Raw genomic sequence first — 13,605 nt, 5'->3', positions numbered from 1 at the left:
TACCCCGTATTGGTGAGATTGTCGTTATTGACTTCTTTGATGGCAATATTGACCGACCATTTGTGGTGGGTCGTATTCATGAAGCACAACGTCATCCCACCAAATTTGATAACAAAGGTAAACTGCCTGATACCAAAAAACTGGCAGGTATCAGAAGTAAGGAATACCAAGGCGAAGGCTTTGGGCAACTGCGCTTTGATGACACTACAGGTCAGATCAGTACCCAATTGCAAAGCAGTCATGGTGCTACCCAGCTTAACTTAGGTAAGCTCAGTCATCCCAAAGACAAAGACACCAGTGATGATCGTGGTGAAGGATTTGAACTGCGCACTGACCAATGGGGAGCCGTCCGTGCAGGACAAGGTTTACTGCTTTCAACCTATAAACAAGACCAAGCCAAAGGTGATCACCTTGATTCAGAGCTTGCCAAAAAGCAACTTGAAGGCAGTCACACCAACAGCAAAGCTTTAAGTGACATTGCTAAAAATCAAAAAACTGATGAAATTGAATCAGTTGAACAACTTAAAGAATTTGCAGAACAATTAGAGCAAAAAATTGCAAAATTTAATAAAGCCTTGCTTTTATTAAGTTCACAAGATGGGATTGCCTTAAGTACCCCTGAAGATATTCATATCTCCGCAGATTCACAAATCAATCAGATTGCAGGCGATAGCATCAACTTGAGTACGCAAAAGAATTTGATTGCACACGCACAAAACAAACTCAGTTTATTTGCTGCTCAAGGTGGCATTAAAGCCATTGCAGCGCAGAGTAAAGTCGAGATCCAAGCGCAGTCAGATGCATTAGATATTTTTGCCAAGCTGGGGATTAACATTTCATCTACTGATGACAAAGTTGTGATTAGTAGTCCTAAAGAAGTTGTGATTACAGGTGCAACTTCACAGATTACTTTAAATGGCTCAGGAATTTTTCCAAAGACGGGTGGAAAGTTTGAAGTGAATGCTGGGCAGCATGTATTTCAACCCGGCGCAGGTGTTAGTGCTAAATCTAACTTACCCCCACCGCCGAAACGTGGGCAGGGTGTACTCGAATTATTACATGACTATGCACATGGTGATTTTGTTAAACAAGGTGGTTATACCGTTATTGATTCATTGGGTAAGCAATTTAAAGGACAATTGGATGACAAAGGTTTTGTACGCGTTTCAGGATTAGCGACAGGTGCTGCCAAGGTAGTATTTGAAGATGACAAGCGTAACCCTTGGGATGAAGCAAGTGATTTCAAACGCCCTCCACAATGGCCAAACGAAAATGACCCTGATGCACAAAGTTTGATGGGTAAGGCTGAAACTGCTCTGAAAGGTGCGGTTTCAGAAGCGAAGAAGGCTTTAGGTCAAGCATTTACCAATCCAGCATCGATTAAAAAGACCATTGAAACAGCTAAGGCTTTAAAAGATGGCGGAGCAAAAGCCTTATTACCAATGTTACAGCAAGGTGTTGAAACGCAGTTGACCAATCAAATTGCCAACTTTGTACCGAAAGCACTTGGACAAAGTTCATTAGGGCAAGGTATGGGAGCTGGAGTACAAGGTATTGTTGCAGGTAGTAATTCTAAACCAATCATCAATCCTTTAAGACCACAAAATTCAAATAATTCGGGTCAAAATCCAACTTTGACAAACAGCAATCCGATGAATGCAATGAATTTAACATTTAAATAAGAATAGAGAATCACAAAGATGGGAATTCCACCAAAAAAAGTATCTAAACAGCAAACTAAACCAAGTGTAAGAACGAATACTGGTAAAGCAGCGGTTGCACCAATCAATACCATAAAAATGGCAGATGTAAATGCTGGAACGAAAAAAATTAATCAATGGCTAAAGCAAAATACAGGTGGTGTGGTTGATTTAGATACTTTGAAAAGTGTTACAGGTGCTTTACCTGTTATAGGAAATATTATTTCATTAACAGACGCAGTTTACGATGTTATAGAAATCACTAAAAAGCCTAACCCAGGGTTTCCAGATTGGCTAAATTTAGGGATTGATATAATTGGTGTTATTCCGATCCCTCCTGGTTTAGCTGCATCTAGAATGGCGCTGAGACCAGCTCTAAAAGTATTAAAAAGTAAGAACCTTGCTAAAGAAATACCAGATGCAATTATTGATTTATTAATGATGCATGTAAATGAAAAAGTTGCAGGTGAGTTGGATAAATTTGCAGAGAAGGCACAACCCCTTATTAATGAAATGGTTGATAGCTGTGGAAAAAAGGGCAAAGAGCTTGGGAATAATTTTGCAGATGGAATGAGTAAATTGCTGAATGGGCAATTATTCGACTCTAGAAAGGATTTAAAGAATGCTAAATCCAGCTTTTCAAAAATGTCTGATAATATTTTTAGAGATTCAGGGAAAGCTTTTGATCATGGCATCGCATTTTTAAGAAGTGGTCTTTCTGTTGTTGGGCAAGAATATGGAAACACAACAGCTAAAGCTGCTACAAGTTTTATCGGTGCAGATACGAAAGCTGCAATAAATAAGCAGATTGGCCTATTTAGAAAATTTAGTAATGCTGTACCAGCTAAATTAGCTCCTTTAGCTGAACCTAGTACCACCATGAGTGTTGCTTGGATGTTGCAAAAGCTGACACTTGCAGCTAAAAAATTCAAACAGAAAAAAGCCAAAAAGACGGTAGCTATTAAACCAAACCAAACTTCACAAAAAGATAAAAAACGTCCAAATGGAGAGTTAGAAACAATTCAAAACCAAAAAGGAGCAAATAATAATCCTAATGATAATTGCCAGTTAAACACAACAGGTGTGAATGGAAGTAAATCAAAGCCAGTAACTAAAACTAAAAAAAGTATTACTTATGCTTTAGGGACAGAATTTTTAACTCATGTGGATGCATTTGAATTTGCTCTTTCTAGTTTTGTTTTATCTAGGACCTATGCTTCAAATTTGTATCAACTAGATGAGGGAGAGTTTGGAGCACGTTGGCTTACTCCATTTATGACACGTATTATTAATAAGACAGAATATGTAGAAGAAACAGAACAAAAAGAAGGGTATATCCATAAATTAAAAGGATTCCAATATATTGGAGCAGATGCTCGTCCAATTACCTTGGCAGATATTAAAGTTGGAGATAGTATTCATGACCAACAGGAAGGATTTTATTACAGTGTGATTTCTGAAAACGTACAAATGATTTCATTTGGTACAGATGAAAAGCACATCTTTGAAAAATATAATGATGAATACCGATTATCAATAATTGAGTATACAAATGGAATGACGGCAGCAGTTTGCTATGACCATAAGATCAATAATAAGTCGTATATTTCAGATATTTTAATTAAAAATAAATCCCTGTTGTTGCTACACGTCGCATTTAGCATAAATAGTCAAGGTAAGGTTGAAGATGTTTGGGCAATTGAAAAGGGAGAATTAAAACGTCCACTAGCAAGCTATAACTACAATGACAAAGGTGATTTAGTTGAAGCCATTACTGAAAATGGCGCAAGTTATCATTACCAATATCATCATCATCTTATAACACGCTATACCGATCTTACAGGTCGCGGTATGAATTTAGAATACGATGGCATTGCACCGACTTCTAAGGCATATCATGAATGGGCAGATGACGGTAGCTCTGAGGTTCACTTAGAGTGGGATGAGAATATTCGTCTTACCTATGTCATTGATGCATATGGTAATGAAACAGAGTATTACTATAATATTGATGGTTATACTTACCGTATTGTTTATCCAGATGGGTTGGAGGAGTGGTATTTCAGAGATGAATGTAGTCGTGTAGTTAGACATATTGATACTGACGCAGCCGTCAATGAATATGAGTTTGATGAGAATGGTAACTTAACCACAATTACACAACCTGATGGGGCGACCATCCACTATGATTATGATGATCAAGATCAACTCATTGGTATGGTAGATGCCGAACAAGGTCGTTGGTTTAAAGAATACGATGGATCAGGAAATATCATTAAAGAAATTGATCCACTAAAAAGAGAAACAAAGTACAACTATAATGGTATGGGGCTTCCTACACAAATTACCGATGCTAAGGGTGGGAGTAAGCGATTAGAATATGATGGCCAAGGGAACTTAATTAGTTATACAGATTGTTCAGGCAAAGAATCTAAATGGCAGTATGATCTCCGAGGTCGAGTGGTCTCTGTAGAAAACGCTTTAAAAAATAAAATTGAATATTTTTACAGTGATTTTACAACTGAAAAAAGAGAGCCTCTTGAAAAGGGTTTACCATTAAACTCCTTTGGTCAATTAGAAAAGATTAAATATAGTGATGCATTAGAAGAACATTTTATTCATGATGCAGAAGGGAGATTATTGGTTTATATTGACCCAACAGGTAAAAAAACATGTTATGACTATAACTCAGCAGGTTTGATTTCTTATCGCATTGATCCTCAAGGTTATAAAATCAAATATGAATGGGACAAACTCAATAGACTAAAACGTTTAATTAATGAAAATGGTGCAGCTTTTGAGTTTTTTTATGATGTCATTGGCCGCTTAACCAAAGAAATTGACTTTGATGGTAAAGAAACTATTTATGAATATGATGAGGCAAATGGTCAGCTTCAAACCAGTATAGAAGTTGCAATGCTTCATGGGCAAAATTTATCAGGAAATCTTGCGCCTAAAGATCGTATTCAACATTTTGTTATGGACAGTATGGGTCGTCTTGAACAACGTACTTCTGGTTTTGGATACAAAGGTCAAAATGAATTAGAAGAACAAAAGTTAGAGGAGTTTGCTTATAATAGTCATAGTCAAATTTTACTGGCAAAGAATGCTGAAAGTAAGGTCGAGTGGTTCTATGATGTTGTTGGTAATTTAGTTCGAGAGCACATTCAAGATAATACAACGTGTAAAACAGCTGTGTGGAAACATAGCTATGATGAAATAAATGATCGCATTAAAACCATACGTCCAGATGGACAAAATCTTGATTGGCTAACGTATGGTACAGGTCATGTGCATAGCTTAATTTTAAATGGTCATGATATTGTTAGTTTTGAAAGAGATGATTTACACCGTGAGACTGCCAGACATTACGCAAATGGCTTAAGTCAATTTGAACAGTACGATGAACAAGGTCGCTTAAGTCAGCAACAGATCGTCAAAGGTCATGAAAATGGCTATGCGTATGAGCAATTACAACTAGAGCAAAATGCTGTTCAAGATACAGCTAGCTTATTATCTCGTGTTTATCGTTATGATAAATCGGGTCAGCTTGCACATATTCAGGACAGTCGTCGTGGTGACATTTATTATAAATATGATCCACTTGGGCGTCTGTTTGAAGCGACATCAAAACTGGGTAAAGAAAAATTTAGTTTTGATCCAGCAAGTAACTTAATTGATCGAGATATTGACCAGCAAAATCACATTCATGAACGTGCAGCTGATGGAAATCAGCATGGTTATTTAAAATTGGTCAATAATGTTGTTCGCCAGTATTTAGATCAACAATATCAATATGATGCTTATGGTCAGCTGACGACTCAAAAATCAACACAAGGTGATTTGAATTTATCTTGGGATGTTTTAGGTCGTTTGGTACGTAGTCGTAATAGCGAATATACAGCTGAATATCGTTATGATGCGATGGGTCGACGTTTAGCAAAAAGAAGTAAGCATCATCGTACAGGTCAGGAACGAGATTTTATTTATGGTTGGGATGGAGATACTTTGGCTTATGAATCCAATGAGCTATATACCAAGCATTATATTTATGAAAAAGACAGTTTTATTCCTTTAATTCAAGCCGTTTATCAAGCACCTATACAGACTCATACCACACCCGTTTGGGATGATAAATACAGTTTTAATCGAGATCCACTTTGGAAAAAGACTCAGAGTGGTCAAGGTTTTGATGACATTTGGTTCTATCACTGTGATCATCTAGGTACACCACAAGAGCTGAGTGATCTAAGTGGTCAGATCATTTGGAAGGCACAATATAAAGCTTGGGGTGAATGTAAAGCAGAGAAAGTGAAATCAAACTTCTTTGAAAATAGTGAAATTATTTCAAATAACATTCGTTTCCAAGGTCAATATTTTGATGAAGAAACAGGACTTCACTATAACCGCCATCGTTATTATTCCCCTTATGTAGGACGTTTTATTTCTAAAGACCCGATTGGGCTTTTAGGTGGGCATAATGTTTATGCCTATGCGCCAAATCCTATTGATTGGGTTGATCCGAGAGGCTTAGCTGGTGGAAAAGGCAAGTCAAATACCCAGATGGGAACAATGCAAAAAAAACAACCTTGTCCTAAATCTCCTTGTGATGGTGTTAATCCAACATTAGCTGCTACAGAATTTCAAGGTAAACCTCCATATGAAGGAGTCGATAGCTATACAAATATTGTATTAAAAAAAGGGGCAATTATTCATACATTAGCACCTCATGGCACTAATACCCCGGGATATTTTGTTGATACAAAACAACTATATAAAGAAAATGGTAAGGGTGCTAGATCATACAATGATTCGTTACAAGTTTTACATACAGATAATAATGAAAAAAATTATCCTAATGTTTGGGGAATGAGAACGAAAGTTACCACATTTAGAGTTAAAGAGGATATTTGTGTGGCGAAAGGAATAGCAAAAGCGAATCCAGATTTTGGAAAGGGTGGTGGAACACAATATTTTGTTAGTTTACAAGATAGGCATAAATTAACAGCTGTTGGCAATATAATTGATCTAAAGTAAAAAAGTAGGAAGTGAAATGTATAAACTTTTAATTAAAAAAGAAACTGGTTTAGTAATTTTAGAAGATAAAATTTTTCTGGAAAAAAAAATTAGTTTTAGTAATTTTTTTGAAAAAATTAAAGGCATTGATTTATTTTTAAATCAAAAAAATGAAGATAATATAAATTTTAGAATTGATGTAAATTTTTTAGAAACTGATTTTGCTTTGATGGGTGAGTTTGATTCCAATAAATTTTTGTCATTATTATATTTGGTGAAGTTAAATTCCATAATAGTAGAAAAAAAGTGGGATACGACAGAACAAGATGTTTTACAAGAGTTGGAAGAATTGAGTATTTTATTTAAAAATTATTTTTTTGCTAAAGTGATTAAATTTAATGGAATTAATGAATATTTAATAGAATTAGAGTGGGGTAGAATTATTTTATCTATGACTAAGGATTTGTATCATTCTATAGTCATTCAATATAAATAACCTGAATCGTGGATAAGAAGTGACTTGAAAAATACAAGAACCAGAGCCATCATTTAGTTACCAAACTAAATTTACTACTCTAGTTCTTATGTTTAATAGTACTCAATTATTCTGCATCATTGATGATTTTTTAAATTTGAATTAATCTATTAGGAATTTCTAAAATAGAACTTTTAATGCTTAAAAATTAGTCCTATTCAGCTTAGTATTTTCGAAACTCTCTTTATTGCAATTTTACATAAACGTGCTTAGTTTAATAATTTCAAAGTATTCTCTGCTCGAAGTGTTAAAATTGAAAAAATAAATCAAATTTCTTCTAAAATTCAGTAACTATAAACAATAACATCCGTTTTCAAGGACAGTACTTTGATGTGGAGACAGGGCTTCATTATAATTATGTGGGTCGTTTTATTTCTAAAGATCCAATTGGACTTTTAGGTGAGCATAATGTTTATGCGTCGAATCCCTTGGAGTGGGTTGATCCACGAGGATTGGCAAGAGGGAAAGGTTCTAAAGGAAGTAGTGGAAAAGGGAGGTTCGTCTAAGAAGAAACCTTGTCTAGGTAATCCTTGTGAGGGGCGAAATCCGGCTGTATCAGGTAGGTCATGGCAAGGGCGCCCTAGTGATGATATGTATATTGGCAAAGATTCTTATAAAAATGTAGTAGTAAAGAAAGGAACAGTTTTATATACACTTCACCCACATGGACCGAATACTCCTTCATATTTTGTAGATGACAAACAATTAAGTTCTACACACGGTAAAGGTGCTAGAACTTATAATGATGCATTGCAAATAGGACATACAGGAAACAGTACTGGTAAATATGCCAGAGATATGCGGACAACATTACATAAATTTGTAGTAACAGAAGATACTTGTATGGCTTTTGGAGAAGCTAAGGCTAATCCTCAATTTGGGAGTGGAGGTGGAAAATAATATTATGTCATGGGAATAGATAAGAAAAATCTAAAAGCTACAGGCAAAGTTTTTGATATTAAATAGAGAGTTATTATGAATGATTTAACTATAAATTTGAAAAGTGGTGATTTGTTTTTAAACAACTTTATTTTTAAAATTGATACTGAAAAAAATTATTTGAATAGTATAGAGCACCTTGATCATTCATCTCGAGATAAGGTTTTAGAAGTAAATGGATTTAAAAAATATGGCGGTTATGATGTTTGTTTTGCAGGGGTAATTTTTGGCCCAGAGTTTGTTTATAAAGCTGGTGAGTTATATTCAAAATATTTTATGCTAGGTGAAGGTTGTTGTGTTACCAACGGATGGGATGCAACTGAACAAGATCAGAAGAAAGATAGAGTTTTTTTAACCAATAAAATCTCAAACTTTTTAGATAAGAAACCTGATAAAAAGTTAAAATCAAGGGACGTTTTTATTTATGAATGGGGAGAAATAGTGGTTTCTATAACACATAGAGATTATTACGTTATGTTGAATTTTAATTATTATTAGAGTTTTATTCCCTTAATTCAAGCCGTTTATCAAATGCCTATACAGGTGCATACAACACCAGTTTGGGATGATAAATACAGTTTTACTCGTGATCTACTTTGGAAGAAGACTCTGAGTAGTCAAGGGTTTGATGATATCTGGTTCTATCACTGTGACCATTTGGGGACTCCACAAGAGATGAGTGATCTAAGCGGTCAAATCATTTGGAAGGCGCAATATAAAGTTTGGGGTGAATGTAAACCTGAAATAGCTAAGTCGAATTTCTTTGAAAATAGTGAAATCATTTCAAATAATATTCGATTCCAAGGTCAATATTTTGATGAAGAAACTGGATTACATTACAACAGACATCGTTATTACTCGCCTTATGTAGGTCGCTTTATTTCCAAAGACCCAATTGGACTTTTAGGTGGGTACAATGTATATGCTTATGCTCCGAATCCTATTGATTGGGTCGATTCGAGAGGGTTGGCAAGAGGGAAAGGTTCTAAAGGAAGTAGTGGAAAGGAGGGGGGGAGGTTCGTCTAAGAAGAAACCTTGTCCAGGCAATCCTTGTGAGTGCAAAAACCCAGCTGCTGAAGCAAGAGGATGGCAAGGTTCAAATCCATATGAAGGCGTTGACTCATATAAAAATGTAGTTTTGAAAAAAGGAACTATTTTATATTCATTATACCCTGGTGGAGCACCAGGTTATGCAGTGACAATCGCTACAGTCAACCAAGCTAAAGGTAGTGCTCAAAAATTCCATGATTTAGTTCAAGTAACACCTGGATGGGATAAAGATTTAGGTAAAATGCGTGATATGAGATATAGAGTAACAAAGTACGTTGTTCAAAATGATATTTGTGTTGCTAAAGGAAAAGCTCAAGCCAATCCTAATTTTACATTTAAGGATAAGGATAAGGATGGAAATGTGTTAGGTAAAGATCCTCATACGTATTCAGGTGGGGGAACGCAATTTTTTATTTCTGAAAGTGAATTATCACAATTAAGTAAGAGAGGTGTTAGAAATATATGAAAATTGAATTGACGAATGTTCTAATCTGCGATTGTCTGATTCAGGTGATCGAAAAAGAACTCAAAGTGGGTAATGAAATTATAGAAAGTGATCAAAATGCTGGGTGGCCTAAAGAGGATAGTAAATTCGTATTATTAAAGAATAAAATTAGTATTAATTTAAATTTTCTTCCTTTAAATGTTAAACAAAACATAAATTCAGATAAACATTATGGATGGCATAATGAATTATATTGCAATATTCACCACGATTTACTTACTGCTGGTCGAACAGAATATCTGAAATAGTCAATTTATTTAAATTGCATAAAGTTCTAAAAGATTATTCGCCTTTACTTTTTGGATGTGGTGATTAATTTTTAAATATTTATTTTTCAATATGATGCTAGTTGTGGGTTATAAATAAAAGTGGATATAGAAAAAATATATATCTGTGCTTGCTTAAAAAAGCATTATATAGAAAGAGGTAGAAAAGGGAGATACTATTAGATCAATCAATGGAACACCTCATTGGCCAGAAAAGATAGTAGATTTGTTTTTTTAATAAGAGACTTATATTAGATTCATTGTATGATATATCATCATGGGTCTTTGTAAGCATTAACAATGATATGTATTATACTTGGTGTAATGAAATATATTGTGATAAATATCATGATTTATTTTTGGCTACTTATATGTAATTTTTAATATTGGTATAGGTGTTAGTTTGAAAAATATAACAATCATACATTTAGAGGTGGTTAAATAATATTAAAAAACTCCTTTCTAAGGGAGCAATGAGGAGATAGGGCTTCGTTACAATAGATATTATTTCCCATATGATATTACGTATGGAGTTTTATTTTAAAATTCCTAGTTGGAATTTCAGGTGGAAATAATATGTCTAAATTCAGAATCTTGATAAATTAATTAATTTCAGAGGATTTTCAGGAGGAGCTGGGTAAATAGTTATAATTATTAAACGTAAAGTATCTTTACAATCAATAGCTAAGTTTTAAAATTTGGAATGGTAAATGAATTTAGAGCTAAACAAATCAACAGGAAATCTATTTGTTAATAAGAGCGAGTTTTTTTTTGATAATGAAAAATTTATTTCAAATAATACTTTTTTGAAAAAACATTTTAAAGTGAATGGTTTTGATACGTATGGATTTGAAGTTGTCTTTTTTGAATGTAATTTTAGCTTAAATATTATATTTAAGGATGGTGATTTTGTTAGATATTTTTTCTTAACATTTGGTGAGGGTTGTTATGATGATACTTGTTTAAAAAAGCAACTTGTAGAGTTGAGCAGTTTGGTTGAAAAAGAAGTAAATATAAAGCCCAAAAAACAAGAGTGGAAATCATTTTTTAAATTTGAGTGGGGGCGTGGAATTAAATGCAATTAGACAGGATTATTCAATTACAATGAAGATTCATAATATAAAAATATAATTCTTATGAGAAAAATAACTTTATTCTAGCTTCTAACATCATTATTTCTCTTATGTGGGGTAATTTATTTCCAAAGACCCAATTGGTCTTTTAGGTGGGCATATGATCAAAAAAATGTCAGAAATGCCGGGTTAATAATGGAAATTTAAATGTATAAATTAAGTTTTAATAATGCTTTTTTAATTAATGGTTCATTTATTAATACAATAGATGAAAAAAAATTTCTTAATGATATTAAATTAGTTGTTGCTGAAAGCGATTTTTTTATTAAAAACAATAATGGCTACACAACTTATAGTTTTTATTGTGATTTCTTAAGTGTTAATTTTAAATATTCTATAATTTTTTTTAATTATGAAATATATGGGGAGCCTTATTTGATTTATTGTGAAAAAATGGTGGTATTGACTGGATTAGTGATATTAATTTTTTAAGAGAGAAAGCAGAGCATTTGAAAAATATTTTCCTTACTAATAAAATTAAACTTATTAAATTTGATGATGAAGTTTATGAGTTTTTAGATAAAGGAGTTTATATTAAGTTATATCCTTCACCACCTGCTATGGGGTAGTGTTATCAATTAAAGTATAATCATTTAATAATTGACTGTAAATAAATTGATATTATTTATAGCTAAAATTTCTAAGATATAAGGAGGACTTTGAAATGAGGTTCGACTAATTTATAAAATTATTTAATCTGAATCTAAAGAATAAATTAATAAGGTTTCATTACAACCGCCATCGATATTATTCACCTTATGTAGGGCGTTTTATTTCTAAAGACCCAATTGGTCTTTTAGGTGGGCATAATGTTTATACTTATGCGCCAAATCCTGTTGAATGGGTTGACCCGAGAGGATTGGCTGGAGGAAAAGGTTCTAAGAGTGGTGGTGGGAAAAGAAGAAATAATGGGATTGCAACAAAACAACCTTGCCCAAGAAGTCCTTGTGATGGAAAAAATCCGTCTGCATATGCAACAAAATGGCAAGGAGGTACAAATAAAGATTATCCAGGTGTTGATAACTATCAAAATGTAGTTGTTAAAAAAGGGACAGTGATATATACCTTATATCCTAATGGTCCAAATGCACAAGTGACAAAGAACCCTGGTACATATTTTGTTGATGGAAAAGAGCTTTTAAAACATAAGAAAAGTGGAAATGCCCAAACGTTTAATGATGCATTACAGACAAGGCATGCTGGAAATACTGAAGGTGCTTACCCAATGCGTTCAAAACTCCTAAAATTTGTAGTGGCAAAGGATACATGTATGGCAAAAGGTAATGCGGTAATGAATAAACAATATGGTGGTGGTGGTGGAACTCAATATGTATTAGAAGAAGCTGATAGAAAAAATGTTGTTAATACTGGTTTAGTTATGGATATATAATGAATAATTTAGCATTTAATAGTGGAATTTTTTTAAACAATTTTTTTATTGATTCTGCTGATGAATTTAATTTTAAAAATCAGGTATTAAAAGCCTTGGATACTGACCAATTGAGCAGTAAAGAATATAATGGTTATATAACATACAGTTTTTTGTGTGAATATCTTGAGACAAAATTTAGATTTTATGTAACCTTTCATGAAAAAAAAAGAAATAGTGACCCCTATTTGGTATGGTTAGATAGTAATTGTGAACAAAAAAAATGGGAATCAAGTGAAAAGGATTTGTATAAAGATGTTGAAAATTTAAAGAAAAAATTAGAAGCAAAAGGCTTTTTACCTTATAAGGGAAAAGAAAATTTAAGTTTCTATTATATTATTAATAAAACTAATTTGGTCTTGACGGGATCATTGAGGTCTATGAGTACAATTATAGGTATTGAGATGTAATTGCATAAAAATGTAATAGTAAAAAGTACTGCCTTAAATTAACCACTACAACTCATCGTGCGATACAATTTTTTTGAAATGGCAGTCGTTAAAAATATTTTAAATAAAATAAGATGAGAAAAACATGAAAATTACAAATGTAGAAATACATATTTGTAACTGTTTAGAATAAATCATAGTAAAGGAATTAAATATAGGTAACTCTATAAGAACTTTCAATGAAACTCCTGAATGGCCAGAAAAAGATAGTAGGTTTGTATTTTTAGATAATAAAATAAATTCCATTTCATTAAAAAATTTACCTGAATGGGTTTTCATTAGAGTAAATAATGATATGCATTATACTTGGTATAATGAAATTTATTGCAAAAAACATCATGATTTATTAGCGGCAGGTGATATGTGATTTTTTTTAAATAAATGATGAATGTATTTACATGAGGGATACTTTTACATTTTTGGTGGACGTAATGCTTATGTCTATGCGCCAAATCCTGTTGAATGGGTTGATTCTTTTGGTTTGGTGGAGATAAGAAAACATAATTTCCCGCCAACAGGTTAAAAAATACATAATGAGTAATTGGGTTAAAGGTACTACAGATTATAATGGAGTTGTCCGTTG

Annotated in this window: 10 protein-coding genes and 3 pseudogenes; all 13 read left to right on the top strand. The window is 33.2% G+C overall.

All coding sequences use genetic code 11. From position 1 onward, the window contains the following. On the top strand, positions 1-1,682 hold a 1,682-nt coding region (locus ACG94X_RS15295), incomplete at its 5' end, for a type VI secretion system protein VgrG (protein ID WP_419384566.1). 18 nt (positions 1,683-1,700) lie between these two features. Beyond that, positions 1,701-6,737, top strand: a complete 5,037-nt coding sequence (locus ACG94X_RS15290; protein WP_419384565.1) for an RHS repeat-associated core domain-containing protein — start codon at positions 1,701-1,703, stop codon at positions 6,735-6,737. Positions 6,738-6,753: 16 nt separating this feature from the next. Continuing rightward, complete coding sequence (locus ACG94X_RS15285) at positions 6,754-7,212, top strand: hypothetical protein (RefSeq protein ID WP_419384564.1); 459 nt, start codon at positions 6,754-6,756, stop codon at positions 7,210-7,212. A 302-nt stretch (positions 7,213-7,514) separates the two neighbouring features. Next, positions 7,515-7,709: pseudogene (locus ACG94X_RS15280) on the top strand (RHS repeat-associated core domain-containing protein); the annotation flags it as partial. Then, entirely contained in the window at positions 7,660-8,151 is a 492-nt protein-coding gene (locus ACG94X_RS15275; protein WP_419384563.1) for a hypothetical protein, read from the top strand. The pseudogene ACG94X_RS15280 and the gene ACG94X_RS15275, both read left to right, overlap by 50 nt. A gap of 75 nt (positions 8,152-8,226) precedes the next feature. Beyond that, positions 8,227-8,688 carry a hypothetical protein gene (locus tag ACG94X_RS15270; protein ID WP_419384562.1) on the top strand — a complete coding sequence of 154 codons (462 nt, stop codon included), beginning with the start codon at positions 8,227-8,229 and terminating at the stop codon, positions 8,686-8,688. Next, a pseudogene (locus ACG94X_RS15265) lies at positions 8,689-9,195 on the top strand (RHS repeat domain-containing protein); the annotation flags it as partial. Then, entirely contained in the window at positions 9,107-9,706 is a 600-nt protein-coding gene (locus tag ACG94X_RS15260; protein ID WP_514131874.1) for a hypothetical protein, read from the top strand. The pseudogene ACG94X_RS15265 and the gene ACG94X_RS15260, both read left to right, overlap by 89 nt. Continuing rightward, on the top strand, positions 9,703-9,993 hold the full coding sequence (locus ACG94X_RS15255) for a hypothetical protein (RefSeq protein WP_419384560.1): 291 nt from the start codon (positions 9,703-9,705) through the stop codon (positions 9,991-9,993). The genes ACG94X_RS15260 and ACG94X_RS15255 overlap by 4 nt, the downstream gene beginning before the upstream one ends. Positions 9,994-10,721: 728 nt before the next feature. Then, complete coding sequence (locus tag ACG94X_RS15250) at positions 10,722-11,096, top strand: hypothetical protein (protein ID WP_419384559.1); 375 nt, start codon at positions 10,722-10,724, stop codon at positions 11,094-11,096. Between the two features lie 195 nt (positions 11,097-11,291). Continuing rightward, positions 11,292-11,576 (top strand): hypothetical protein, encoded by a 285-nt coding sequence (locus ACG94X_RS15245; RefSeq protein WP_419384558.1) that lies wholly within the window; start codon positions 11,292-11,294, stop codon positions 11,574-11,576. A gap of 295 nt (positions 11,577-11,871) precedes the next feature. After that, positions 11,872-12,534, top strand: a pseudogene (locus ACG94X_RS15240) (RHS repeat-associated core domain-containing protein); the annotation flags it as partial. Beyond that, positions 12,534-12,983 (top strand): hypothetical protein, encoded by a 450-nt coding sequence (locus ACG94X_RS15235; RefSeq protein WP_419384557.1) that lies wholly within the window; start codon positions 12,534-12,536, stop codon positions 12,981-12,983. The pseudogene ACG94X_RS15240 and the gene ACG94X_RS15235, both read left to right, overlap by 1 nt. Positions 12,984-13,605 lie beyond the last annotated feature (622 nt).

Source organism: Acinetobacter psychrotolerans (genome assembly GCF_048552595.1).
Classification (GTDB): Bacteria; Pseudomonadota; Gammaproteobacteria; order Pseudomonadales; family Moraxellaceae; genus Acinetobacter.
The sequence above is the reverse complement of the archived record's forward strand: the minus strand, read 5'-3'. Positions and strand labels throughout refer to the sequence as shown.

What these genes read in the sequence shown, in the direction of transcription:
- ACG94X_RS15290 (WP_419384565.1), top strand. Translation starts at nt 1,701, where the DNA reads ATGGGAATTCCACCAAAAAAAGTATCTAAACAGCAAACTAAACCAAGT.
- ACG94X_RS15285 (WP_419384564.1), top strand. Translation starts at nt 6,754, where the DNA reads ATGTATAAACTTTTAATTAAAAAAGAAACTGGTTTAGTAATTTTAGAA.
- ACG94X_RS15275 (WP_419384563.1), top strand. Translation starts at nt 7,660, where the DNA reads ATGTTTATGCGTCGAATCCCTTGGAGTGGGTTGATCCACGAGGATTGG.
- ACG94X_RS15270 (WP_419384562.1), top strand. Translation starts at nt 8,227, where the DNA reads ATGAATGATTTAACTATAAATTTGAAAAGTGGTGATTTGTTTTTAAAC.
- ACG94X_RS15260 (WP_514131874.1), top strand. Translation starts at nt 9,107, where the DNA reads ATGTATATGCTTATGCTCCGAATCCTATTGATTGGGTCGATTCGAGAG.
- ACG94X_RS15255 (WP_419384560.1), top strand. Translation starts at nt 9,703, where the DNA reads ATGAAAATTGAATTGACGAATGTTCTAATCTGCGATTGTCTGATTCAG.
- ACG94X_RS15250 (WP_419384559.1), top strand. Translation starts at nt 10,722, where the DNA reads ATGAATTTAGAGCTAAACAAATCAACAGGAAATCTATTTGTTAATAAG.
- ACG94X_RS15245 (WP_419384558.1), top strand. Translation starts at nt 11,292, where the DNA reads ATGTATAAATTAAGTTTTAATAATGCTTTTTTAATTAATGGTTCATTT.
- ACG94X_RS15235 (WP_419384557.1), top strand. Translation starts at nt 12,534, where the DNA reads ATGAATAATTTAGCATTTAATAGTGGAATTTTTTTAAACAATTTTTTT.